General features: G+C 64.6%; 21 protein-coding genes and 1 pseudogene. 14 read left to right on the plus strand and 8 right to left on the minus strand.

Features of this window, described 5'->3' with window-relative positions; genetic code table 11:
- Positions 1–48: 48 nt before the first annotated feature.
- A complete protein-coding gene (galU, locus tag L0U81_RS07710) occupies positions 49–966 on the plus strand; it encodes a UTP--glucose-1-phosphate uridylyltransferase GalU (protein ID WP_233801397.1) in 918 nt (305 codons plus the stop codon).
- Positions 967–1,044: 78 nt separating this feature from the next.
- On the opposite strand, the gene L0U81_RS07715 is transcribed toward galU, so the two are convergent.
- On the minus strand, positions 1,045–3,219 hold the full coding sequence (locus L0U81_RS07715) for a malate synthase G (RefSeq protein ID WP_233801399.1): 2,175 nt from the start codon (positions 3,217–3,219) through the stop codon (positions 1,045–1,047).
- Positions 3,220–3,299: 80 nt separating this feature from the next.
- Positions 3,300–3,704 carry a heme-binding protein gene (locus tag L0U81_RS07720; protein ID WP_233801401.1) on the minus strand — a complete coding sequence of 135 codons (405 nt, stop codon included), beginning with the start codon at positions 3,702–3,704 and terminating at the stop codon, positions 3,300–3,302.
- Positions 3,705–3,913: 209 nt separating this feature from the next.
- Between L0U81_RS07720 and L0U81_RS07725 the strand changes: the two genes are divergently transcribed.
- Positions 3,914–4,795, plus strand: coding sequence for an MOSC domain-containing protein (locus L0U81_RS07725; protein WP_233801403.1), 882 nt, complete (start codon positions 3,914–3,916; stop codon positions 4,793–4,795).
- Between the two features lie 5 nt (positions 4,796–4,800).
- Here the strand turns inward: L0U81_RS07725 and cobA are convergent, their stop codons facing one another.
- On the minus strand, positions 4,801–5,607 hold the full coding sequence (gene cobA, locus L0U81_RS07730) for a uroporphyrinogen-III C-methyltransferase (protein WP_233801405.1): 807 nt from the start codon (positions 5,605–5,607) through the stop codon (positions 4,801–4,803).
- Between the two features lie 603 nt (positions 5,608–6,210).
- Between cobA and nirB the strand changes: the two genes are divergently transcribed.
- The 6 genes from nirB (at position 6,211) to L0U81_RS07760 (ending at position 15,859) form a co-directional block, all read left to right on the plus strand.
- On the plus strand, positions 6,211–8,751 hold the full coding sequence (gene nirB / locus L0U81_RS07735) for a nitrite reductase large subunit NirB (RefSeq protein WP_233801407.1): 2,541 nt from the start codon (positions 6,211–6,213) through the stop codon (positions 8,749–8,751).
- A 38-nt stretch (positions 8,752–8,789) separates the two neighbouring features.
- Entirely contained in the window at positions 8,790–9,155 is a 366-nt protein-coding gene (gene nirD / locus L0U81_RS07740; protein ID WP_233801409.1) for a nitrite reductase small subunit NirD, read from the plus strand.
- A 64-nt stretch (positions 9,156–9,219) separates the two neighbouring features.
- On the plus strand, positions 9,220–13,404 hold the full coding sequence (locus tag L0U81_RS07745; protein WP_233801411.1) for a bifunctional nitrate reductase/sulfite reductase flavoprotein subunit alpha: 4,185 nt from the start codon (positions 9,220–9,222) through the stop codon (positions 13,402–13,404).
- 160 nt (positions 13,405–13,564) lie between these two features.
- Complete coding sequence (locus L0U81_RS07750) at positions 13,565–14,932, plus strand: MFS transporter (protein ID WP_233801413.1); 1,368 nt, start codon at positions 13,565–13,567, stop codon at positions 14,930–14,932.
- A gap of 116 nt (positions 14,933–15,048) precedes the next feature.
- Positions 15,049–15,510: an SRPBCC family protein gene (locus L0U81_RS07755; protein ID WP_233801415.1), complete on the plus strand. Its 462-nt coding sequence runs from the start codon at positions 15,049–15,051 to the stop codon at positions 15,508–15,510.
- Entirely contained in the window at positions 15,494–15,859 is a 366-nt protein-coding gene (locus tag L0U81_RS07760) for an ArsR/SmtB family transcription factor (protein WP_233801417.1), read from the plus strand. Before L0U81_RS07755 ends, L0U81_RS07760 begins: the two co-directional genes overlap by 17 nt.
- A gap of 154 nt (positions 15,860–16,013) precedes the next feature.
- On the opposite strand, the gene L0U81_RS07765 is transcribed toward L0U81_RS07760, so the two are convergent.
- Both L0U81_RS07765 and tam read right to left on the minus strand, forming a co-directional pair.
- On the minus strand, positions 16,014–16,379 hold the full coding sequence (locus tag L0U81_RS07765) for a hypothetical protein (RefSeq protein WP_233801419.1): 366 nt from the start codon (positions 16,377–16,379) through the stop codon (positions 16,014–16,016).
- A 205-nt stretch (positions 16,380–16,584) separates the two neighbouring features.
- Positions 16,585–17,382: a trans-aconitate 2-methyltransferase gene (gene tam / locus L0U81_RS07770; protein ID WP_233801420.1), complete on the minus strand. Its 798-nt coding sequence runs from the start codon at positions 17,380–17,382 to the stop codon at positions 16,585–16,587.
- 93 nt (positions 17,383–17,475) lie between these two features.
- On the opposite strand from tam, the gene L0U81_RS07775 reads away from it, so the two are divergent.
- Complete coding sequence (locus tag L0U81_RS07775) at positions 17,476–18,375, plus strand: LysR family transcriptional regulator (RefSeq protein ID WP_233801422.1); 900 nt, start codon at positions 17,476–17,478, stop codon at positions 18,373–18,375.
- A gap of 386 nt (positions 18,376–18,761) precedes the next feature.
- Here the strand turns inward: L0U81_RS07775 and L0U81_RS07780 are convergent, their stop codons facing one another.
- Positions 18,762–18,911, minus strand: coding sequence for a hypothetical protein (locus L0U81_RS07780; RefSeq protein WP_233801424.1), 150 nt, complete (start codon positions 18,909–18,911; stop codon positions 18,762–18,764).
- Positions 18,912–19,215: 304 nt separating this feature from the next.
- Positions 19,216–19,434, minus strand: a complete 219-nt coding sequence (locus L0U81_RS07785; RefSeq protein WP_233801426.1) for a hypothetical protein — start codon at positions 19,432–19,434, stop codon at positions 19,216–19,218.
- 108 nt (positions 19,435–19,542) lie between these two features.
- Between L0U81_RS07785 and L0U81_RS07790 the strand changes: the two genes are divergently transcribed.
- The 4 genes and pseudogenes from L0U81_RS07790 to L0U81_RS07805 all read left to right on the plus strand — a co-directional run bounded on the left by L0U81_RS07790 (position 19,543) and on the right by L0U81_RS07805 (position 21,469).
- Positions 19,543–19,824 carry a hypothetical protein gene (locus tag L0U81_RS07790; RefSeq protein WP_233801428.1) on the plus strand — a complete coding sequence of 94 codons (282 nt, stop codon included), beginning with the start codon at positions 19,543–19,545 and terminating at the stop codon, positions 19,822–19,824.
- Positions 19,825–20,044: 220 nt separating this feature from the next.
- A complete protein-coding gene (locus L0U81_RS07795) occupies positions 20,045–20,803 on the plus strand; it encodes a COG4705 family protein (RefSeq protein ID WP_233801430.1) in 759 nt (252 codons plus the stop codon).
- A pseudogene (locus tag L0U81_RS07800) lies at positions 20,804–21,013 on the plus strand (glutathione binding-like protein); the annotation flags it as partial. It abuts the gene before it with no gap.
- Between the two features lie 111 nt (positions 21,014–21,124).
- Positions 21,125–21,469 (plus strand): hypothetical protein, encoded by a 345-nt coding sequence (locus tag L0U81_RS07805; protein WP_233801434.1) that lies wholly within the window; start codon positions 21,125–21,127, stop codon positions 21,467–21,469.
- Between the two features lie 82 nt (positions 21,470–21,551).
- Here the strand turns inward: L0U81_RS07805 and fabV are convergent, their stop codons facing one another.
- A complete protein-coding gene (fabV, locus tag L0U81_RS07810; RefSeq protein ID WP_233801436.1) occupies positions 21,552–22,748 on the minus strand; it encodes an enoyl-ACP reductase FabV in 1,197 nt (398 codons plus the stop codon).
- A 134-nt stretch (positions 22,749–22,882) separates the two neighbouring features.
- Between fabV and L0U81_RS07815 the strand changes: the two genes are divergently transcribed.
- The gene (locus L0U81_RS07815) at positions 22,883–25,408 is read left to right on the plus strand and encodes a penicillin-binding protein 1A (RefSeq protein WP_233801438.1); all 2,526 of its coding nucleotides are present in this window, start codon (positions 22,883–22,885) and stop codon (positions 25,406–25,408) included.
- The last annotated feature ends 10 nt before the right edge of the window (positions 25,409–25,418 follow it).

Raw genomic sequence — 25,418 nt, forward strand, 5'->3', positions numbered from 1 at the left:
CCAGGTCCGCGAACACACCAATTTCTAACCGATGTGGGAATGCCTACCATGCTGAAAGTCACCAAAGCCGTGTTTCCCGTAGCGGGCCTCGGGACACGATTCCTGCCGGCTACCAAGGCAAGTCCGAAGGAAATGCTGCCGATCGTCGACAAGCCGCTGATCCAGTACGCGGTTGAAGAAGCGATCGCCGCCGGCATCACCGAGATGATCTTCGTGACGGGCCGCAGCAAGCGCGCGATCGAAGATCACTTCGACAAATCCTACGAGATCGAATCCGAGCTCGAAGCGCGCAACAAGCAGAAGCTGCTCGATCTCGTGCGCAGCATCAAGCCGGCCAATGTCGATTGCTTTTACGTGCGCCAGGCCGAAGCGCTCGGTCTCGGCCATGCGGTGCTGTGCGCCGAAAAACTGGTGGGCGACAGCCCGTTCGCGGTGATTCTCGCCGACGACCTGCTGCATAGCACGAAGCCGGTGATGAGCCAGCTCGTCGATACGTTCAACCACTATCACAGCTCGGTGATCGGCGTCGAAACGATCGCGCGCGAGGACAGCCGCTCGTACGGCGTGGTCGACGGCCGCGAGTGGGAGGACAACGTGATCAAGATGTCGGGCATCGTCGAGAAGCCGGCGCCGGACAAGGCGCCGTCGAACCTCGGCGTGGTGGGCCGCTACGTGCTGATGCCGACGATCTTCAAGCATATTCGCGCGCTGAAGCCGGGCGCGGGCGGCGAGTTGCAACTGACCGACGCGGTGCAGTCGCTGCTGGCCGAAGAGCAGGTGCTCGCGTACCGCTACTTTGGCACGCGCTTCGATTGCGGCAGCAAGCTCGGTTACCTGAAGGCGACCGTCGAATTTGCGCTGCGCCATCCCGAGGTGAAGGCGGAATTCGAGGCGTATCTGCAGGCGTATATGCAGACCGAAGCGTCAGGCGTCGAGCCGGGGCAATTGACGGCTGAAGCCGCGTAAAGTGACAAGGCCCTGAATGAAGAACGGGCGCCGCGTGACGCGGCGCCCGTTGTCGTTTGAGCCGCCCCCCCGGCGGCCTCAGCCCCGCTTCTTCACTTCGAGCCGGAACTTGTGCAGCAGCGGTTCTGTATAACCGCTCGGCTGCTGACGCCCCTCGAATACAAGCGCCTGCGCGGCCTTGAACGCGATCGTGTCGAAGCCCGGCGCCATCGGCTGGTAGAGCGGATCGCCCGCGTTCTGCGCATCGACCACCCTCGCCATGCGCTTGAACGTCTCCTCGACGAGCTCGCGTTCAATCACGCCGTGATACAGCCAGTTGGCGATGTGCTGGCTCGAAATGCGCAGCGTCGCGCGGTCTTCCATCAGGCCGACGTTGTGAATGTCCGGCACCTTCGAGCAGCCGACGCCCTGGTCGATCCAGCGCACCACGTAGCCAAGAATGCCCTGTGCGTTGTTGTCGACTTCGGCGCGGATTTCGTCGTCGTTCCATTGCGCCTTTTCGACGACCGGAATCGTCAGCAGGCCATCGAGCAGTTCGTCGCGCACCTTCGCGTAGTCCGTCCGTTCGAGCTCCTGCTGGACCGCCTGCACGTCGACCTGGTGGTAGTGCAGCGCGTGCAGCGTCGCGGCGGTCGGCGAGGGCACCCACGCGGTGTTCGCGCCGGCCTTCGGGTGCGCGATCTTCTGCTCGAGCATCGCGTGCATGAGATCGGGCATCGCCCACATGCCCTTGCCGATCTGCGAGCGGCCGCGCAGCCCCGCGCTCAAGCCGACCAGCACGTTGCTGCGCTCGTACGACGTGATCCACTTGCTCGACTTCATGTCGCCCTTGCGTATCATCGGGCCGGCTTCCATCGCCGAGTGCATTTCGTCGCCGGTGCGATCGAGGAAGCCCGTGTTGATGAAGGCGACGCGCGCCGACGCTTCGGCGATACAGGCGAGCAGGTTCACGCTGGTGCGGCGCTCCTCGTCCATGATGCCCATCTTGATCGTGTTGCGCGGCAGCTTCAGCAGGTCTTCGACGCGGGCGAACAGCTCGCTCGCGAACGCGACTTCGGCCGGACCGTGCATCTTCGGCTTCACGATATAGATCGAGCCGGTGCGCGAGTTCAGTTTGTTCTGGCGGTCGCGCAGCGCGCACAGCGTCGTGATGACCGCATCGAGAATGCCTTCCGGAATCTCGTGGCCGTCCTGGGTCAGCACGGCGGGGTTCGTCATCAGATGGCCGACGTTGCGGATGAACAGCAGTGAGCGGCCATGCAGCTTGAGCTGCGATTTGCCGTCCGCAGCAGTGTACTCACGGTCGGCGTTGAGCCGGCGCGTGAAGGTCTTGCCGTTCTTCGTGACCTCTTCGGTCAGGTCGCCGTTCATCAGGCCGAGCCAGTTGCGATAGAGCTGCACCTTGTCGTCGGCATCGACGGCCGCGACCGAGTCCTCGCAATCGATGATCGTGCTGACCGCCGCTTCGACGACGACGTCCTTCACATCGGCGGCGTCGGTCTTGCCGATCGGATCGTTCGCATCGATCTGGATCTCGACGTGCAGGCCGTTGTGCTTGACGAGCACCACCGACGGAGCGATCGGGTCACCCTGATAGCCGACGAACTGCGCCGGCGTGGCGAGCGCGCTCGTGCCGCTCTTCAGCGCGACGACCAGTTGGCCGTTCTCGACGCTATAGCGCGTCGCATCCGCATGCGAGCCGTTCGCGAGCGGCGCGGCCTGGTCGAGGAACTTGCGCGCATACGCGATTACCGCGGCGCCGCGCACAGGGTTGAAGCCTTTCTGCTTTTCCGCGCCAGCGGTCTCGGGAATCGCATCGGTCCCGTACAACGCGTCGTACAGGCTGCCCCAGCGCGCGTTCGCGGCGTTCAGCGCATAACGCTGGTTCGACAGCGGCACGACGAGCTGCGGGCCAGCCTGCTCGGCGATTTCGCTGTCCACGTGGTCGGTCGTGGCTTTGACGCTGGCGGGCGCGGGCACGATGTAGCCGATGTCTTCGAGAAACGCCCGGAATGCGCGCAGATCCCGCACCGGGCCGGGATTGGCCCGGTGCCAGTTGTCGAGTTCGCTTTGCAGGCGGTCGCGCTCGGCGAGCAACGCACGGTTTTTTGGCGCCAGTTCGTGCACGAGGGCGTCGAAACCCGACCAGAAGGCGGCGCTGTCGATTCCGGTGCCGGGCAGGGCTTCGGTTTCGACGAACTGGTCGAGGTTGGCGGCGACCTGCAGTCCGCCGCGCGGGTTCATCTGAGTCATCGACTGCTCCATCTGTTATTGGACCGGTGAGGGGGCACCGGTCCGCGTTGTGCCACGGAGTTGCTTGCGCGCTCGGCGCCTCAAATGCCGAGCGCGTGAATGCCGGCCTTCGCGATCTGCGCATCCTGCTCCGACTTGACGCCCGACACGCCGACCGCGCCGACCACCTGGCCGTCGACGATCACCGGCACGCCGCCTTCGAGCGTGCCCTGCAGCGGCGCGCTGAGGAACGCGGTGCGGCCGTTGTTGATCATGTCTTCATAAACCTTGGTTTCGCGCCGGCCGAGTGCCGCGGTGCGGGCTTTCTCGGTGGCGATATACGAGGTGGAGGGCGCCGCGCCGTCCAGACGCAGCACCGCGAGCGGATGACCGCCGTCGTCGGCAACCACGATCGCGACAGGCCATTTGTTTTTCTCGGCTTCCGCGCGGGCTGCATCGACAATGCGGGTCGTCTCGGTGACGGTCAACACGGGTTTGCTCAGCATAATGAGTTTCCTGTCTCGGTGATGGGTGAGTGGCTTCTACGGCTTCTATCAGATCCGTCGATTCTACTTCCAGGCACCCCCAGGACGAAACGGCGGCGTCACGGGTCGACCGTCTCCGTTCTACGCGAAGCCAGTGCTGGAACCGCGCACGCGCAGAGCTTTACAATCGTGTCTTCACCCAAAACTGCGTTCCCGAGAGACCTCAGATCATGCCCACCATCAGCGAACTATTCGTCTATCCGATCAAATCCTGCGCGGGCATCGCGCTGGGTGAGGCGCGCCTGCTGGCGACGGGCCTCGAATACGACCGCAACTGGATGATTACCGATCCCGAAGGCGCGATGTTCACGCAGCGCGCGTATCCGCGCATGGCCCTGATCAAGGTTGAACTCGGCGAGCAGGATCTGATCGTGCGTGCGCCGGGCATGCGCGAGCTGCGCACGCCGCTCGATGCCGCGCGGCTCGCCGCGGCGCCGAGGGTCGATACGGAGGTCTGGAGCGACGCGGCCTACGGGCTCGATACCGGTGAAGAAACCGCCGCGTGGTTCACGGAGTTCCTCGGTCTGCCCGCGCGCCTGCTGCGCTTCGATCCCGAGCGTGAACGCATCGTCGATCCCGGCTATACGGACAGCACGGGCGGCGCCACGACGTTTTTTGCCGATGCCTTTCCGCTGCTGGTGGTCGGCCAGGCCTCGCTCGACGATCTGAACGCGCGCCTGAACGGCAAGGGGGCGCCGTCGATCAAGATCGATCGCTTTCGGCCCAACATCGTGCTCGCCGGTCTCGATGCGTATGAAGAGGACTATGTCGAGACGCTCGCTGTCGACGCGAACGCGGAAGCAAGCGCGCGCGTCGAGTTGCGTCTGGTCAAGCTGTGCTCGCGCTGCCCGATGCCGACCATCGATCAGGCACGCGGCGCGCCCGATCCCGACTGGCCTAATGAGCCGACTGACACGATGCTCGGCTATCGCGTGAGCGAACGCTTCAACGGCGCAGTCACGTTCGGCAACAACGCGCTAGTGGCCAGCGGGGCGGGAGCCTGGCTGCGAGTCGGGCAGCAGGTCGACGCGGAGTTGGGGTTCGGCGACTGAGCCTGTCAGGCTGCTCGCGCAATGGCTGGCGCGGGCAGCGTATCACCCCCTTGAGCACCGTGAGGTTCGCGTTCCCAGCAAGGCGCTTCAGCACTCTCGCCAACCGCACTGCCCACCAGAATCACCGCCGGACTGCCGAAGCCCGCGCCCAGCGCATCGGCGGCGAGCCGATCGAGCCGCGTCAACAGGCGCCGCTCGTCGCTGCCGCCCGCCCATTGCACGACCGCGGCCGGCGTATCGGCCGGCAGATGCGCGAGCAACGCCGTGGCGATGCTGTCGACGCGGCGCATGCCCATATAGATCGCGAGCGTCGTGCGCGTCGCGGCGAGCGCGGCCCAGTCCGGCTCGCCGTGATCTTCCGTGTGCGCGGTGACGAAGCTCACGCCGTGGCAATGCCGCCGATGCGTGAGCGACATGCCGAGCCCCGCCGCGGCCGCGAAGCCCGACGAGATGCCGCTGACGATATCGACCGCGAGGCCTGCATCGCGCAGCATCGCGAGTTCCTCGCCCGCGCGGCCGAATAGCAGCGCTTCGCCGCCTTTGACGCGCACCACGTGCAATCCCTTAAGCGCATAACGCCGCATCAGCCGTTCGATGAACGCCTGTGGCGTCGAACGGCAGCCACCGCGTTTGCCGACGCGAATCACGCGCGCTTGTGGAGCGAGCGTGACGATCTCGGGATTCGCGAGATCGTCGAGAAGCACGACGTCGGCGGCAGCGAGCGCCTTGACGGCCTTCAGCGTCAGCAGATCGAGGTCGCCCGGGCCTGCGCTCAGCAGCGTGACCTTGCCGGTGGTGGTGGTGGTGTTCATGTGCGTGTCCTTGTGCTGTCTGTTTCCCGCGGCTCGAAACGAAAACGGCGTCCGCTCGTGGTGATCACGAGGGGACGCCGTTGTCCATTGCATTGCATATTGACGCGTATGACGCGTTGAGTCTTCTCATCGCGACGACGTTGCCGCGATGATGTTGTGCAGGGTCAACGCAAGGACCGCGCCATCGCTCGAATGAAGGTGCGCAAGTCGTTGCCACGCGGTGCGATTCACGCGGAAAACGCGGTTTCGACCGTACCTGCGTGTGCTCCCGTCTCGCACGTCCACAGTGCTGCGTCGCACCATCCTTGTGCTTTGCCGCATCAAAACGCGTCGCGCGCGGCGTGCGGCGCGAAGCGGCGCGACGTGCCGCAAAGCCCCACCGCACAGCGCTTTGCAGCGCATTTCTCTCAATTGGCACAGCCTTTGCGATAAGCGTTGCCATCGGACCAACGTAGGTCCGTCGCGCATGCAACACAACTGCACGCGCCCCGCAGCACCAAACAGGACAACGGCGTCCCCCGGATTCAGCCCTCGGCTGGGTTCGCGGGACGCCGTTTTTATTTCCGCAACCGCTTTCGCCAGACACCAGAGGACAGCGCGCTCATGAAAATCATCGTTATCGGTCACGGGATGGTCGGCCACAAACTGATCGAGAGCCTCGCGCAACAGGCTGCGGACGATCTTGACATCACGGTGCTGTGCGAAGAATCGCGACCGGCCTACGATCGTGTGCATCTGTCCGAGTTTTTCGCGGGCAAGACCGCCGACGATCTGTCGCTCGTCGAACCTGGCTTTTTCGAGCGCCACGGCGTGCAACTGAAACTGAACGCGCGGGCCGTCACGGTCGATCGCGACGCACGCACGGTGACGGTCTCGAACGGCGAAACGCTGTCGTACGACCGCCTCGTGTTCGCAACCGGCTCTTATCCGTTCGTGCCGCCGGTGCCCGGTCGCGAGCGCGGCGATTGCTTCGTGTACCGAACTATCGACGATCTCGAAGCGATGCGCGAATGCGGCGCGCGCTCAAAAACAGGCACGGTCGTCGGCGGCGGCCTGCTCGGGCTCGAATGCGCGAAGGCGCTGCGCGACATGGGTCTGCAAACGCACGTGGTCGAATTCGCGCCGCGCCTGATGGCGGTACAGGTCGACGACGGTGGTGGCCGCGTCCTGCGCAGCCGGATCGAGGAGCTTGGCGTCACGGTGCACACGCAGAAGAACACGACGGCGATCGTCGACGGCGAAGCGGGCACGCACCGCATGCAGTTCGCCGACGGCAGCCATCTCGACACCGACATGATCGTGTTCTCCGCCGGCATCCGTCCGCGCGACGATCTGGCGCGCGCGTGCGGCCTCGAACTCGGCGCGCGCGGTGGCATCGTGGTCGACGACGCGTGCCGCACCAGCGATCCGCACATCTACGCGATCGGCGAATGCGCGCTATGGCACGGCCAGCTGTTCGGGCTCGTCGCGCCCGGCTACGAGATGGCGCGCGTGGTCGCGAAGCAGTTGCTCGGCGAAACCGCCGAATTCGCGGGCGCCGACATGAGCACCAAGCTGAAGCTGATGGGCGTGGACGTCGCGAGCATCGGCGACGCGCACGGCAATACGCCGGGTGCCCGCACCTATCAGTTCAGCGACGAACGCAAGCAAATCTACAAGAAGCTCGTCGTCTCCGACTGCGGCAAGTATCTGCTCGGCGGCGTGATGGTCGGCGACGCGAGCGAATACGGCACGCTGCTGCAGATGATGCTGAACCGCATCGAGCTGCCCGAGTCCCCCGAATTCCTGATTCTGCCGCAGGCGGACGGTCACGCGAAGCCGGCGCTCGGCGTCGAGGCGTTGCCCGCGGCCGCGCAGATCTGCTCGTGCAACAACGTGTCGAAGGGCGCGTTGTGCGCAGCGGTCTGCGCGGGCGCGACCGACATCGGCGCGTTGAAGAGCGCGACCAGTGCGGGCACCTCGTGCGGCGGTTGCGTGCCGCTCGTCACGCAGGTGATGAAGGCCGAGATGAAAAAGCAGGGCCTCGCGGTGAACAATCACGTCTGCGAGCACTTCCCGTACTCGCGCCAGGAGCTGTACCACCTCGTGCGCGTCGAGGGGCTGCGCAGTTTCGGCGCGCTGCTCGCGAAGCATGGCCGCGGCCTCGGTTGCGATATCTGCAAGCCCGCGGTCGCGAGCATTCTCGCGTCGTGCTGGAACGAATTCGTGCTGAAGAAGGAGCACGCGTCGCTGCAGGACACCAACGACTACTACCTCGCGAACATCCAGCGCGACGGCACCTATTCGGTCGTGCCCCGCATGGCGGGCGGCGAAGTGACGCCCGACGGACTGATCGCGGTCGCACAGGTCGCGAAGAAATACGGCCTCTATACGAAGATCACCGGCGGTCAGCGCGTCGATCTGTTCGGCGCACGCGTCGAACAGCTGCCATTGATCTGGGAAGAGCTGATCGCGGCCGGTTTCGAATCGGGCCACGCGTATGGCAAATCGCTGCGCACCGTGAAGTCGTGCGTCGGTTCGACGTGGTGCCGCTATGGCGTCGGCGATTCGGTCGGCCTCGCGGTCGAACTCGAGAATCGCTACAAGGGCCTGCGTACGCCGCACAAGATCAAGTTCGGCGTGTCGGGCTGCACACGCGAATGCGCGGAAGCGCAGGGCAAGGATGTCGGCGTGATCGCCACCGAGAAGGGCTGGAACCTGTACGTGTGCGGCAACGGCGGCATGAAGCCGCGTCACGCGGAACTGCTCGCCGCGGACCTCGATAAGGCCACGCTCGTGCGCTATATCGACCGCTTCCTGATGTTCTATGTGCGCACCGCCGACAGGCTGCAACGCACCAGCGTGTGGCGCGACAACCTCGAAGGCGGCCTTGACTATCTGATCGACGTGATCGTCAACGACCGTCTTGGCGTCGCCGCGGAACTCGAAGTGGAGATGCAGCAGGTGGTCGACACGTACGAGTGCGAATGGAAGAAGGCCGTGACCGACCCCGAAACACGCAAGCGCTTCCGGCATTTCGTCAACAGCAGCGAGTCCGACAGCAACGTCGCGTTCGTCGAGGAGCGCGGACAGATCCGGCCGGCGACGTCCGCCGAGCGGCAGGTGCAGCGCATCGCGATTCCCGTTGTCGTCGAGACGGTTTGATCTGATTCGATTCCCGCTTAACTCAAAGGAGCCCAGTCATGAAGAACGAACACTTGCCTCGCGCCTGGACCGCGATCTGCGCGATCGACGACATCGTGCCGAACACCGGCGTCTGCGCGCTCGTCAACGGTGAACAGGTAGCCGTCTTTCACGTGGAGGGCGGCGAAGCGGAGTCGCCTGTCGCGCCCACAGTCTACGCGATCGAAAACTTCGATCCGGGCTCGCACGCGGCGGTGCTCTCGCGCGGGCTGGTCGGCAGTCTCGGCGAGCGCGTCGTGGTGGCCTCGCCGATCTACAAGCATCACTTCGATCTGCGCACGGGCGAATGCCTCGAGACGCCGTCGTATTCGGTCAGCGCGTTCGCCACGCGCGTCGAAAACGGCCAGGTGTGGGTCGCGGTTTGACCTAACGGGCTCGCTTCATCGTTCCGCGCTTCATCGTTCCGATTCCTAACCAGATCATTTGCGCATGTCTGCTACCAGCGTAAAAAGCGTGTGTCCTTATTGCGGCGTCGGCTGCGGCATGGTGCTGCACGTCGAGGACGGCCAGGTCGTGAAGATCGCCGGCGACAAGGAGCATCCGGCCAACTTCGGCAGGCTTTGCACGAAGGGGCAGTCGGCTCACGTCGCGCTGCGCAGGTCGGGCCGTCTCGAAGGCGCGTTCGTGCGTCACGCGCGCGACGAAGACCCGGTACCGCTGCCGATGGCGCAGGCGTTGAGCAGCGCGGCTGCGCGACTGCGGCATCTGCTCGACGAGCATGGTCCCGATGCGCTGTCGTTTTATGTGTCGGGGCAGATGTCGCTCGAAGCGCAGTATCTGGTCAACAAGCTCGCGAAGGGCTTTATCGGCACGAACAATATCGAAGCGAACTCACGGTTGTGCATGGCAAGCGCGGCGAGCGGCTACAAGCTGTCGCTCGGCGCGGACGGCCCGCCCGGCTCGTACGAAGACTTCGATCACGCGGATCTGTTCTTCGTCAGCGGCGCGAATATGGCCGACTGTCATCCGATTCTGTTCCTGCGCATGATGGATCGCGTGAAAGCGGGCGCGAAGCTGATCGTCGTCGATCCGCGCCGCAACACGACCGCCGAGAAAGCCGACCTGTTCCTGCAAATCAAACCCGGCACCGACCTCGCGCTGCTGAACGGCCTGCTGCATCTGCTGCATGAAAACGGCGCAACGGATGCGGCCTTTATCGCTGAACACACCGAAGGCTGGGACGCGATGCCCGCGGTCCTCGCGGAGTACACGCCGGAGAACGTCGCCCGCATCACGGGCCTCGCCGCCGACGACATCCGCCGCGCCGCGCAAATGATCGCGTCGGCCAAAGACTGGATGAGCTGCTGGACGATGGGCCTTAACCAGAGCACGCACGGTACGTGGCACACGAACGCGCTGTGCAATCTGCATCTGGCAACGGGCCGCATTTGCCGCCGCGGCAGCGGACCGTTCTCGCTGACCGGTCAGCCGAACGCGATGGGCGGCCGGGAAATGGGCTACATGGGCCCGGGTCTGCCGGGGCAGCGTTCGGCGCTGGTCGCCGAAGACCGGGCGTTCGTCGAAGAACTGTGGGGCATTGCACCAGGAACGCTGAAAGCAGACGCGGGCAACGGCACGATCGACCTGTTCGCGCGCATGGCCGCGGGCGACATCAAGGCGTGCTGGATCATCTGCACCAATCCGGTGGCGACGGTCCCGAACCGGCAGACCGCGATCGCCGGTTTGCGGGCGGCCGACCTCGTGATCGCGCAGGACGCGTTTCTCGACACCGAAACGAACCGCTACGCCGACGTGCTGTTGCCCGGTGCGCTGTGGGCCGAAGCCGAAGGCGTGATGGTTAACTCGGAGCGCAATCTGACGCTGATGCAGCAGGCGGTCGAGCCGCCCGGTGCGGCGTTGCCCGACTGGCAGATCATCGCGCGCATCGCGTGTGAAATGGGCTTTGCCGATGCGTTCAGCTATGCGAGCGCCGACGAAGTGTTCGCCGAACTCACGCGCGCGGCGAACCCGGCGACGGGCTACGACCTGCGCGGCGCGAGCCATCGCCGACTGAAGGACACGCCGTTGCAATGGCCGGTCGCGTCGGCCGATTCGTCCGACCGCAATCCGGTTCGCTACCTGAATGACGGCGTGAGTCAGACGCTTAGGGAATCCGGCGATGGCAGCCGGGCGCGCCTTGCTTTTCCGACCGCCAGCGGCCGGGCGAAGTTTTTCGCACGCGCGTATGCGCCGGCGGCCGAGTTGCCCGATCGCGAGTTCCCGATCGTCCTGAACACGGGCCGCGTGCAGCATCAATGGCACACGATGACCAAGACCGGCAAGGTCGCGATGCTGAACAAGCTGAACCCCGGACCGTTCGTCGAGGTTCATCCGGACGACGCGGCCGAGCTCGGCATTCGTGCGAAAGACGCGGTCGAGATCCGTTCTCGGCGCGGTCGCGCGATCCTGCCCGCCGTCGTCACCGATCGCGTGAGTGCGGGCCAGTGCTTCGCGCCGATGCACTGGAACGACGTGTTCGGCGACGACCTGTGCATCAATGCGGTGACCAACGACGCGGTCGATCCGGTTTCGCAGCAGCCCGAACTGAAGGTCTGCGCCGTCGCGCTGAGTCCGGTGAGAACCGATCGGCTCGCTGACACGCCCGATGAACACGACGCACTCTCTCCCCCTGCCGACGCAGCGGCATTAACGCTCAGCGCCAAGGATCAAGCCATGCCTCGTATCGAAGCCCTCACGAGTTTGCTGCAATTGTCGCCGGAGCCTGTGGTCGCGCCGTCGCTCAGCGATGCTGAGCGCGCGTATCTGGCGGGCTTCGTCAATGGCCTGCGGTCTGCCGAAACACAAGGCCTCGACAGCGTGCCGGTGCTGCCGCACAGCGCGCCGATCGATGCGGCGAAGCGGCTCTTTGTCGATGGCCTGCTCGCCGGGCTGTATAGCCGCAGCCCGACAGCGGTCCCGAGCTCAGCCACTGCATTGCCGAGCGTCGCGCAAGCGGAAGCATCACGCGAATCCGGCGTGCGCATCGTGCGCGCACGGCCGAAGGTCACGCTGTTGTGGGCCTCGCAAACGGGCAACACCGAATCGCTGACGGAGCGTTACGCGACGCGTCTGATGGAATCGGGCTTCGAGATCCGCACCGCGTGCATGGCCGACTTTCCGTTCGCGACGCTCGCGAAAGCGCAATACGTGCTGCTGATGACGAGCACGTTCGGCGACGGCGATGCGCCCGACAACGCGCAGGATTTCTGGACCCAACTGAACGCCGATACGGCGCCGCGCCTCGACGGCGTGCGCTTCGCGGTGCTTGCGCTCGGCGATCGCAACTACGATCAGTTCTGCGGTCACGGTCGCCGTCTCGACGAGCGTCTCGCCGCGCAGGGCGCGCTGCGTCTGATCGGGCGCGTCGATTGCGATAGCGAATATCAACAGAGTGCCGACGCGTGGCTCGAACGCGTGATCGTGTGCATCAAGGAAGCGGACGTCGCGCTGCATGCGGTGCCCCCGGGCGGCATGATCAACGCGGTGGTGGGCGCTGTGCCGACGAAGGCGCGGCCGGCCGCGTCGCGCGTCGTCGGCAATCTGCGCCTGAACCGGCAGGGCACCGCGAAGGATACGCGCTGCGTGTCGCTGCAAACGGGCGAGACGAACCTCGAATACGAAGCCGGCGATGCGCTCGGCGTGTGGCCCAGCAACTGCCCCGAACTCGTCGACGAACTGATCGCGCTGAGCGGTCTGCACGCAGAGGCGCCGGTGCACGTAGCGGGCATCGGCGAGATGCGGCTCGCCGATGCGCTCGGCAAGCACTACGAGATCGCGCGGCCGAGCGCCGAAGCGCTCGGGCTCGTTGCCGCTCGCAGCAGTAACAGCACGCTGCGCGATCTGCTTGCGCCCGAACGCAAGGCCGATCTGAAGCAATGGCTGTGGGGACAGCAGCTCGCCGATGTGTTGCACGAATTCCCGGTGAGCCTGACGGCCGCCGAGCTGACGGGCATGCTCAAGCGCCTGCAGCCGCGTCTGTATTCGATCGCATCGAGCCCCAAGGCACATCTGGGCGAAGTGCATCTGACGGTATCGGCGGTGCGTTACAACAATGGGCGACGGCATCGCAAGGGCGTGTCGTCCACGTTTCTCGCGGATCGCGCCGGCGACATTGACGTGCCCGTGTTCGTGCAGAAGTCGGCACACTTTCGTCCTCCTCATCAATCGGACACGCCGATGATCATGGTCGGACCAGGCACCGGCGTTGCACCGTTTCGCGGCTTTCTGCACGAACGGCAGGCACGTGGCGAACGCGGACGCAACTGGCTGTTCTTCGGCGAACAGCATGCCGCGACCGACTTCTACTATCGCGACGAACTCGAAGCGATGCGCGCGAGCGGTCTGCTGAGCCGACTCGACGTCGCGTTCTCACGCGACCAGGCCGACAAGATCTACGTGCAGGACCGCATGCGCGAACACGGTGCGCAACTGTGGGCATGGCTCGAAGACGGTGCGCATTTCTATGTGTGCGGCGACGCAAACCGGATGGCGCGCGACGTCGATGCGGCATTGAAGGATGTGATCTCGACACACGGCGGCATGAGCGAAGAGAAAGCACACGAATACGTGAGTCGTTTGACGCGCGAAAAGCGCTATGCACGCGACGTGTATTGAGCCGTGGACTCATGCGGCTGGAAAGCAGCGAAATGAGCGGCGAGATGGCATGACGCTTGCATGTTGAACCCTGATGAAAAAATCTGGGCGACATGCCGGTGCAAAAGATTAGTAACGCAGAAACCGGATTACCAGGCAACTTGTTTAGTGAGGATATCTGATGAAAAACGTGATGCAATCTCTGCGGAGCGGTGACTGGCGCGCACTCGTCGCCTGCTTCCTGTATTTCGACACGGGCTTCACTGTCTGGGTGCTGTACGGGCCGCTCGCGCCGTTCATCAGCAAGAGCATCACGATGACGCCCGCGCAGCAGGGTCTGCTCGTCGCGGTGCCGGTGTTGTCCGCGGCGATTCTGCGCGTGACGCTCGGCAATCTGTATCAGTCGGCGCACGGCAAACGCATCGCGTTGATGGGCGTGCTGCTATCGGCGGTGCCGACGATCGTGCTGCCGTTGCTGCAAGCGGTGCCGTCGTACGAAATGCTACTGGTGCTCGGCGTGTTCCTCGGCGTGGGCGGCGCCAGCTTCGCGGTCGCGCTGCCGATGGCCGGCAGCAACTATCCGCCGAAAGTGCAGGGGCTTGTGTTGGGGCTGGCCGCGGCCGGCAATATCGGGGCGGTGCTCGACGGCTTCCTGTTCCCGCAACTGGCGACGCGCTACGGTTGGCAATTCGCGGCCGGCGGCGCCTTGCCGCTGCTCGCGATCGCTGCGATCACGCTGTACTTCTGGGCCAACGACGCGGGCGTCAAAACCGGCAGCGTGCTGCGCGCCTTCGGCAGCTTTGCGACGACGTTCGTGGGCCTGATCGTGCTCGTGCTGCTCGTCGAAGCGGGGCTATTCGGCGCGGGCAAGACCGGCGTGTTGCTGTTGCCGGTGGTCGGCGCGCTGCTCGCGATCGCGGTGCTGCCCCAACGCTACCGCTCGGTGCTCGCCGAGCGCGATACGTGGGTCATCATGCTCGTCTATAGCATCACGTTCGGCGGTTTCGTCGGCATGTCCTCGTATGTGTCGCTGCTGCTCACCAATCTGTACCAGCTGTCGAAAATCGACGCGGGTCTGTTCATGGCGCTGCTCGCCGCGACCGGCGCGATTGTGCGTCCGCTCGGCGGGCTGGTTGCCGACCGCGTGTCGGGCGTACGCGCGCTGACCGTGCTTCTCGCGGTGATCGCGATCTGCGACTTCCTGTTCGCCTCGGCGATGCCATCGTTCGCGGGGGGCATCGCGCTGCTGCTATGCATGTACGTCGCGTTCGGTCTCGGCAATGGCGCAACGTTCCAGCTCGTGCCGCATCGCTGGGCTGGCCGCACCGGTCTGATGTCGGGCATCGTCGGCGCGGCGGGTGGCATCGGCGGCTTCTATCTGCCGGTCGTGATGGGCATCGCGAAGGAGAGCACCGGCAGTTACCAGATGGGCTTTGCGACGTTCGGCACGTTGTCCGCCTGCGCGTTTCTCGCGATCGTCGCGCTGCGCCGGCCGTGGATGGCGTGGTCGATGCAAAGCAGCGTCATGCATGCGCACGCGACGGAGTAAAGCACGGCGTGCCGCGTTCGATCGTCACGGCGCCGCACGCGTGGCTTGGGAAAAAGCACAGTCGAATACTTGCCTATCGCGGATGAAGTTTCCAATATGCAGTCAGGAGGCTGCATATGAACTCATCGACCGATCGCATCGAAAAGCAGATTCTGTTGAAAGCGCCGCGCTCGCGCGTTTGGCGCGCGCTGTCCGACGCCGAGGAATTCGGTAAATGGTTCGGCGTGAATCTGACCGGCAAGCAGTTCGTCGCGGGACAATCCACGCAGGGGCACATCACCTATCCGGGCTATGAGCATCTGGTGATGAACGTGCTAGTCGAGCGCGTCGAGCCCGAGCATCACTTGTCGTTTCGCTGGCATCCGGCCGCGATCGATATCACGGTCGACTACACGCCGGAGCCGACCACCCTCGTGGAATTCGACCTGACCGAGGTCGAGTCCGGCACGCTGCTGCGCGTCGTCGAATCGGGCTTTGATCAGTTGCCGGTCGAGCGCCGCGCGCAAGCGTTCCGGTTGAACGAGGGTGGTTGGGAACAGCAGATGGGCAACATCGAACGATATGTCGGCGCGAGCTAAGGCCGCCTCCGCGAAGGCGGGCCTCAAGGCGGCGACACTGAGCAGTTCGGCGCCGGTTTTCGCGGCGCTCGGTGACGAGACCCGCCTGCGCCTCGTCGCGGCCTTGTGCGCAGGCAGCGCGATGTCGATCGCGCAATTGACGGCCGGCACGGACATCACACGGCAGTCGGTCACGCAGCATCTGCAGGTGCTCGCGCAGGCGGGCCTCGTGCACGACGTGAAGGTGGGACGCGAACGCCTGTGGGCGTTCGAGCCCACGCATCTCGACGCGGCGCGGCGCGCGCTCGACGCGATTTCGCAGCAATGGGATCAGGCGCTGCTGAAGCTGAAGACGATGGTCGAAGAATGACGGGCGACGGCGACGCTCGCAGATTTTGCCGATCCGCGGCGGTGCGCCTGGGTGGAGTGACGCATCGAGCGAAAGAACGCCAAGGGGCCAGAAACTGGCCCCAGAACCGTTGCAAAAAGAGGGAAGAAACGCGGGAATAAAAGCCGGCGCGCGTCTAATCAGCAATGCGCTTGTCGGCCAGCGCGCTCTGGCAGTCGGCCAGAACCTGCCTGACGAGCCGCGCCTGCGGGTCGAGTTCGTCGGTGTCGAGAATTTCCTCGACCGCGTCGCGTGCCCAGTCGGTGTCGACGAACCGCGCATGGCGCCGCGCGATTTCGACCGCGGTGGCCGACAGCTTGGCGATACACAGCCAGTCGGCCTCGCGCGCGCGGCGGTCGAGCCACTTATGCGCGGCCTGTACGTGAAACGCCGCGTCGGGCCAGTCTTCGTTCAGGTAATAGGCGCCGAGGCTTCCGCATGTGAGCCAGCACAACAGCTCCAGGCGGTCACGGGGACTCAGATGTTGGCGTACATCACTCATGGCGACGCTCGCTGCAGTAAATGGCTTCCCGGTGAGGCCGGCGGGCGCCGTCCTCCGCTTTTATTAACATTAGCATGCCGTATTCCCGGGCGGCAATTCCTGTCCAACCCTGGCGCGCAACGCGGCCACAGGCGGGCTTCGAGCGACGCATCAACAAGCTGCGCCGGCGCCCCGAACGACCCGCGGGCGATCTGCCGGAGCGGCTTCAGCGCTTGCCGCGCGTCGCCACGATGAAAAGCCGCGGAAACGGCAGCAGCACCGTGCCGTCGGCGAGCGCCGGGTAGGCCCTGGCGATTTCGTCGCGATAGCGTTGCAGGAACGGGCCGCGCTCGGCGTCGTCGAGCGCGGCGAGAAACGGCCGCAGCGCGCTGCCCTTGAACCATTCGACCACCGCGTCCGCGCCCGCGAGCGGGTGGTGGTACACCGTGCGCCACACGTCGACACGCGCGCACAGCGGTTTGAGAAGCGCGTAGTACCAGCTCGCGTCGTGGCGCATCGCACGCTCGACGCCCGTCAGCTTTGGCGTCCACGGCCCGTCGGCGGCGATTTCGCGCAGCAGCCGGTGCGCGGGTTCGTCGAGATTGTCGGGCATCTGCACGGCGAGGCTGCCGCCCGCGGCCAGTTTTGCGACCAGGGCGGGGAACAGCCGTTCGTGGTCCGGCACCCATTGCAGCACCGCGTTCGCGAGGATCACGTCGTAGGGGCCGGGCGCGTCCCAAGTCGAAACGTCGCCGATCTCGAAGCGCAATTGCGGCAGACGCTCGCGGGCCGCCGCGATCATGTCGGCGGAGCTGTCGATGCCGCTGACCGCTGCGCCCGGCAGCCGCCCTACCAGCACCTCGGTCGAATTACCGGGCCCGCAGCCGATGTCGACCGCGAGCCGCGCGCCGTCCACCGGCACCGCCGCGAGCAGATCGCGCACCGGGCGCGTGCGCTCGTTCTCGAACAGCATGTACTGCTTCGCGTGCCAGTCGCCAGGCTCCTGGGTGGTTTTTCCGGCCATTGCTCGCTCCTTAGTGGGTTCCGTACGGCCATTCTCGGCCGCTCGCGGGGCAGCGTAAAATGAATTTATGATTCCGATTGCTTCATTTTTCTAATGAAAATCGACACCCTCGGCGTGCAGGCTTTCGTCGCGATTGCCGATCGCGGCAGCTTCCAGAGTGCGGCCGATTCGCTGCACGTTACGCAAACGGCGATCACGCAGCGGCTGCGCAAGCTCGAAACCTATCTCGGCGTCACGCTGATCGAGCGCACCACGCGGTCGATGGCGCTGACCGAAATCGGCCGCAACTTTCTGCCGCAGGCGCGCCGGCTGCTCGGCGAACTCGCCGAAGCGCTGGTCGAGATTCGCGAAACGGGGATCGCGCGGCGCGGCGACGTGTCGATCGCGTGCGTGCCGACCGTCGGCGTGCAGTATCTGCCGCGCATCCTGCAGGCGTATTCGGCGCGCTATCCGCATAACCGCATCAAGATTCTCGATCACGCGTCGTCGGCGGTGGAGGAGGCGGTGCTGCGCCGGGAGGTCGAGTTCGGCATCAATATCGCGCGCGAGCATCATCCCGATCTCGCGACCGTGCCGCTCACCGAAGACCGCTACGTGGTGATCTGCCACGAGGATCATCCGCTCGCGAAGCGGCGGCGCATCGCCTGGCGGCAGTTGCAGGCGTTCCCGCTAATTTTCGCCGGCGAGGTCAGCGGCAACCGCGCGTTGCTCGACGTCGCACTGGAATCGAGCGGACTCGCGCTGCGATCGTTTTACGAGGTGCAGCGCAGTTCGACCGCGCTCGGGCTCGTCGCGCAACGCGTCGGCGTGGCCGTGGTGCCGGCGCTCGCGTTGCAGAAGGGCGCGTATCCGACTGTGCGCACTGTCGAGCTCACGCAACCCACCGTGTCGCGCACGCTGGTGCTCGTCGCGCGCAAGACCGCCCAGTTATCGCCAGCCGCGCAGGCGCTGTACGACATGATCCGCGAGCAGGCTACGCCGAGAATCGCATGACGGTGCGCCCTGTGCGGCGGCACGGGCAAGGTGCTGCAGGGTATCGGCGGTGGCTGACGTTAGGGAGAATGCCTCGGCATTGATCAATGCGCCGCGTAGCATCCAGGCGTTTGAAAAAGCTGCAAAGTGCCGTGCGGGCCGGATAGCCCGGCGTTCCGGGAACCACGCCGCACGTATAGCGAAGCGACCGCGGAACGCATCGACGAGGCGGTTCACAGTCTTGTGCGGGCTGCACTGGATCGCGCGCCGAGTATTTTGACGAATCGCCGCAGCATGCTTCGGCGCCCCTCGAAATCGATGAACAGACGGCTTTGCAACCGCGGCAGCCGCTAGATTGCTTACGCTTCGAAGTTCACCCAGAGAAAGCGCTCATGCAAGCGTCGGCATCAGTAGCCGCCGCTACTGCTGCTACTGCCGCTACTGCCGCTGCCCGACGAGTTCATGTCGCCCATTGATTGACAGGCGCTCAGCGAGAGCGACGCGAACCCTAGCGCGATGATCATGAATGCGGCCGATACTAGTCTTGACAGTTTCATGTTGAACCCTCCTGTGCACGGACCACGCCGCGCCTGCCACACGCGATGCGCCGAAACCGACGAGGCGCACGCAATGCTAGTTGGCGGATGCCGTGGCCCTGCTGTGATCTCTTTACTGTAAACAGTTGCGACGTGCGATATATTCCGCGAGATCGTCCACTCATTGCAGGCTGTAGCTTTCCTGGGATGAATCGGGCGAGTGATCCAACGGCCAGCACGAGAGGCGTAAGCGCCCGCCAGGCGCTGTTCCGGGCAGCGGCGTCGCGAAAATTCGCTTTCGATGCCGACTGTCCGCCCGGTCACTCTACGCGAGCGGTCCGGCTCGCGCATTGATCGCTGCCACTACCGCGCCGTACGGGATGAGGATCCTGAAATCGCGGCACCGCAATTCGACCATCTCACCCGTCACATCCACCTCATCACATTCGATGATGCTCCAGTCCTTCACGGCCTGGTGCTCAAGGAACAGTTCTGGAACAATGTCGCGCCAGTGCGCGCCCGACACGATTACCAGCCAGTTCATGACGACCTCCGTTTCGTTACTGCTTTCGGGGAAGAAACGGGCGCGCGGGACACCGTAGAAGTCTCCCTTGAAGCCCGAAAGCCCGCTTCCTACTCCTTGAAACTTTTCATGTTCGAGTGGCTGCCCGCCATTGACAGCCGCAATAAGGGTGCCAGTACGCTCAAGGACGTCGCGAACGCAACGGGCGTCTCGCTGGGCACGGCGTCCAGGGGGCTGGCGGGCGTGATCATCTTCGGCTTTCTCGGCAATATCCTGTTGCTTAACGACATCGACAGCAATACCCAGCTTGTGCTCAAAGGCCTGATTATCGTGATCGCCGTGTTCCTGCAGCAGACCGATTTTGGACGTGGCGGCTGGCTCAAGCGGCTCACGAGGCGGCGCAGAGAATAGACGGGGAGGTCCTAATAGGCGGATCGCCTTTACAGGAAAGCAACGTTGGGTCTAAGGCTATCTTAAGGAAGCGTCATGCACTCTAGCGTCCAACGTTGGCTTACTTTTCTTAACAGGATGCCCCCATATTGCGGAGGAAGATGCGAAGTAGGCGCTTTTTAGTGCCGCGTCTTCTCTGCATGTCGGTGATGGGCACCCTGAACTGTCTACATGAGGGAATATGGACACAACGAAGCACATGACAATGACCAAAGTGCCCGAGGTCACGCTTGGTTTCTGGATCGTCAAGATCGCAGCGACGACACTAGGCGAGACCGGCGGAGATGCAGTCTCGATGTCGATGAATCTCGGCTACCTTGTCGGCACGATGATTTTCGCGGCGATATTCTTCGTCGCTGTCAGCGCCCAGATCCGGGCTAACCGGTTTAATCCGCTTCGTTACTGGGTAACGATCGTCGCCACAACGACAGTCGGTACGACGCTTGCCGACTTTGCCGACCGGTCTCTCGGGATCGGCTACGCGGGCGGAAGTGCGATCCTTCTCGTTTTGCTGCTGGGCTCGCTCTTTACCTGGTACAGGGTGATGGGTTCGGTGTCGGTGACGACTGTATCTTCGCCCAAGGCGGAGATGTTTTACTGGGTGACGATCATGTTTTCCCAGACGCTCGGCACCGCGTTGGGCGACTGGACTGCTGACACGGTTGCGCTCGGCTACACCGGCGCGGCCATTGTATTCGGCGGCCTGCTGCTGGTGCTCGTTGTTGCGCACTACTGGACCAACATCTCATCGACGATACTCTTTTGGGCCGCGTTCATTCTGACTCGTCCGCTCGGGGCGGCACTGGGTGACTTCCTCGACAAGCCAATCGATCATGGTGGTCTGGCGATGAACCGTTATGCCGCTTCGATCGCGCTTCTCGGCTTCATCCTGACCAGTCTGATGGTCTTCAGGCAAAGAGCAGCAAAGGCCGCTCACTGATTGAAATTCGTCGAACAGCAGCTCGCGCTCACCGGCGCGTATATCGCGGGCGACGCGTTCTCGCTCGCCGATATTCCGATCGTGCTGTCCGCGAACCGCTGGCTCGAAACGCCGCACGAGCACGAAGATTTTCCGGCGCTGGCCGGGTATATGGAGCGGTTGGCCGGGAGGGACGGGTATCGCAGGTATTGTCGTAACGGCACGCCGTGATGACAAAAATCCGGCGTCAACGCTTACGGATTGCCGGGCGCAACCGCTTCTGCGCAGTGCACCCCGCGTCGCCTACAATGGCGGCCATTTGGCGACATTGAAGGTCCAACGATGCGGGTAACAAAATTCGCGCTGGCTTTGCTGACGGCGTGCTTCGCTCTGAACGCGAGCGCCGAGATGACGGCCGCCCAATACAAGAAATGGGCGCACGCCGACAACAACTCGATCTACGCGGCGTATATCACCGGCACGATCAACGCATTCGGCTGGGCGAACGGAGATCTGGTCTCGAGGAAACTGAAACCGCTGTTCTGTCCGCCGCAAACGCTCGCGATCGGCAACCAGACGGTTTATCCGTTGCTCGATGCGTTCTTCGCGAACCATCCGGGCATTTCCGACGATTTCCCGATCGGGCTCGCGATTCTGCGTGCGTTGCAAGGCACCTATCCGTGTTGATGGTGCTCGGCCGCGCCGGGTAAGCGGTGAGGGGAGGGAGTAAGGAAGGGGCGGACTCGCGAGGCGAGCCCGCCTGGCGGCATCAAACCTGCACGAGATTCGGAATCTGCACGTCCGGATTGACGTCCGCGTCGTAATCGACGCCCTTCATTTCAAAGCCGAACAGACGCAGGAAATCGGTCTTGTAGCCGGCGAAATCGGTGAGCTCGTAGATGTTGTCGTTCGTGACCTGGTTCCACAGCTCCTGCACGCGGCCTTGCACCTGCGGATCGAGCTCCTTGTAGTCGGCGCGTAGACGGCCTTCGTCGTCCAGATGCGGCTCGCTGCCGTAGAGGCTGTCCTTGTACAGGCCGTAGACCTGTTCGATGCAGCCCTCGTGCGTGCCTTTTTCCTTCATCACCTTGAAGAGCAGCGACAGATAGAGCGGCATCATCGGAATGGCCGAGCTTGCCTGCGTGACGACCGCCTTCAGCACCGCGACGCGCGCATCGCCACCCGTGGCCGCGAGCTTTTCGCGGATGCCGAGCACCTTCTGGTCGAGATCTTTCTTGGCCGCGCCGATCGAGCCGTTCCAGTAGATGTCGTGGGTGATCTTCTCGCCGAGGTAGGTGAACGCGGTGGTCTTCGCGCCGTCGGCGAGCACGCCGGCTTCGGCGAGCGCGTCCATCCACATCTGCCAGTCCTCGCCGCCCATCACCGCGACCGTGTGCGCGATTTCTTCCGGCGTCGCCGGTTCGAGCACGGTTTCCTTGATCACTTCCTTGTCGGTGTCGATGCCGCGCAGGTTGACCGCCTTGCCGATCGGCTTGAGCACTGAGCTGAACACTTCGCCGGTCTTCGGATGCTGGCGCTTGGGCGCCGCGAGGCTATACACGACGAGATCGACCTGGCCGAGATCGCGCTTGATGACTTCGATCGTGCGCGCCTTCACTTCGTCGGAGAACGCGTCGCCGTTGATGCTGGTCGCGTACAGGCCTTCGGCGGTGGCGAACTTCTCGAACGCGGCGGTGTTGTACCAGCCGGCCGTGCCAGCCTTGGTTTCGCTGCCGGCGCGTTCGAAGAACACGCCGAGAGTCGACGCGCCCGAGCCGAACGCGGCGCTGATGCGGGCGGCGAGGCCATAGCCGGTCGACGCGCCGATCACGAGCACCTTCTTCGGGCCATTGGCGATGGGGCCGCGTGCCTTCACATACTCGATCTGTTCCTTGACGTTGGCTTCGCAGCCGGTCGGATGGGTCGATACGCAGATGAAGCCACGCACACGCGGTTTGATGATCATGAAGCACCTCTTGTCGGAATTGGCGACATTATAGTGGCCCTGCCGGAGCCGCACGCCATCCCGCGGATGAAGCAAAAATCGGCGCACCCCGCACATCTTGGTACGATTGCGCCTTTCCCAGCCGACGACAGCACGTGAAGCGCCTCTTTTCCTTCTTTCTGGCGGCCCTCGACAAAGGGCTGACCCTCGCGAACCTGCTCTTCGCGAAGGCCGCGTGGCATCTGCGCCATCCGAGCCGCCGCACGTTCGCGTGGGGGCTCGCCGCGCTGCCGGTGCTATTCGTGCTGTACGTGCTGCTGCTGATTCCGTTCACGCCCAGCATCGGCGACATCCGCAAAGCGAAAATCGAGCAGCCCGCGCAGATTATGTCGGCGGACGGCAAGCTGCTCGCCGAGTTCAAGCCGTCGAACCGGGAGTGGGTCAAGCTGCAGGACATCTCGCCGACCGTCGTGAACGCGCTGATCGCGACCGAGGATCACCGCTTCTACCAGCATTTCGGGCTCGACTGGCGGCGCACCGCATCGGCCGCGCTGCACACGTTTTCGGGCCAGCGCCAGGGCGGCTCGACGATCACGCAGCAGCTCGCGCGCAATCTTTATCCCGACGAAATCGGCCGCGCGCCGACGTTGACGCGCAAGCTGAAGGAAGCGATCACCGCGCTGAAAATCGAGGCGTTCTACACCAAGGACGAAATCCTCGAAACCTACCTGAACACGGTGCCGTTCCTGTACAACGCCTACGGCATCGAAATGGCCGCGCGCACCTATTTCGACAAGTCCGCGTCCGAGCTGAACGTGCTCGAAGCGGCGACGCTGACCGGCATGCTGAAGGGCAACGCGTACTACAACCCGGTGATCAATCCGGAGCGCGCACTGCAGCGGCGCAATACGGTGCTCGGGCAGATGGTCAAATACGGCAAGCTGACGCCCGCCCAATACGACTTCCTGAGCCGCAGGCCGCTGCGCCTCTACTTCGAGCGCCAGATCGAGCCGCCCGGACCCGCGCCGCACTTCACGCAGCAGCTGCGCAAGTGGCTCGTCGCGTGGGCCGACCGCAACGACTACAACATCTACTCCGATGGACTCGTCGTGCGCACGACGATCGACTCGCGTCTGCAGACGATGGCAAATCAGGCCGTGACGCAGCAGGGCAACCAGTTGCAGGGCATCGCGAACTCGGCATGGGGCACGCGCGCGGGCTGCTCGGCGGACAAGGACCTGCTGCGCACGTTCCTGCGCGAAACACCTGACTTCCGCGCGGCAAAAGACACGGGCCTCTCCGACGACGACGCGCTGAAACACCTGCTCGCCGATCGCAAGCTCGTGCAGAGTGTCTGCGACACGAAGACGCGCGTGCAGGCCGACTTCCTCGCGATGGACCCGCGTACCGGCGAGATCAAGGCGTGGGTCGGCAGCCGCGACTTCGGCGAGGATCCGTTCGATCACGTGCAGCAGGCGCGTCGTCAGCCGGGCTCGACCTTCAAACCGTTCGTCTACGCGGCGGCCTTCGAGGCCGGCGCGAAGCCCGACGACAAACTGCCCGACAACCCGGTCCAGATCCAGCTCGCCGGCGGCGAAATCTGGAAGCCGAACGACGAGGACGAGCCTAGCGGCCGCGCGATCAGCCTGCGCGACGCGCTCGCGTATTCGCGCAACCGCATCACCGCCCAAGTGATGGAGTCGGTCGGCCCGAACAAGGTCGCGAAGCTCGCCCGTGCGATGGGCGTGCGCGACAGCCAGCTCGACCCGGTGCCGTCGCTCGCACTCGGGACGAGCCCGGTCACGCTAAAGGAAATGGTCTCGGCGTACGGCACGATCGCGAACCTCGGCAGCTATGTCGAGCCGCTGATGGTCACCCGCATCGAGGATCGCAATGGCAACGTGCTCGCCGAATTCGCGCCGGCCACGCCGAGACGCGAGCTGCCCGCCGACACCGCGCGCACGCTCGTTGACGTGATGCGCGACGTGGTCAGCCGCGGCACTGGCGCTAGCATCCGCACCCGCTTTGGCGTGCGCGGCGACGTCGCGGGCAAGACCGGCACGACCCAGGGCAATGCGGACGGCTGGTTCATCCTGATTCAACCGCAACTGGTGGCGGGCGCGTGGGTCGGATTCAACGACAGCCGCGTGACGCTGCGCAGCGATTACTGGGGGCAGGGTGCGCATAGCGCGCTACCGATCGTCGGCGATTTCTTCCAGCACGCGCAGCGTGCGCGGCTCGTCGATAGTCGCGTGAAGTTCGACACCGAGCAGCAGCCCGGCTGGTTCGCGCAGCGCGCCGAACGCTTGCGCGACTGGATCGGGCACCTGTTCACGCACACGCCGTCTCAGCCGGACAGGCAGGTCGTCGCGCATGCGCCGGTGCGGCGTGCGCCGGTTGCGCCGGCTGAGCCGGCGGCGTCTGCCGTGGCTGCGCCGGCGGCGTCAGAGGCAGCGGGCGGGTCCGCGGTGCAGGGCGAAGCGCGCGCGTTGCCGCCGTTGCTGCCGGCTCCAGGGTCGGAATCGGCCCCCGCGCCGGCGCCCGGTAATACCGTCGACGGTGAAACGCATGGCGGCGGTGCCGCGGCGCTCGCGCCAACCCCGACGCCGGACGATGTCGTGCCGCCCGACGCGGGTGGACAGGGTGGAGAAGGGGCGAATAACGGGAGCGGGGCGAACTGAACGCGCCCCC

It is taken from the genome of Paraburkholderia sp. HP33-1 (assembly GCF_021390595.1).
Taxonomy (GTDB): Bacteria; Pseudomonadota; Gammaproteobacteria; order Burkholderiales; family Burkholderiaceae; genus Paraburkholderia.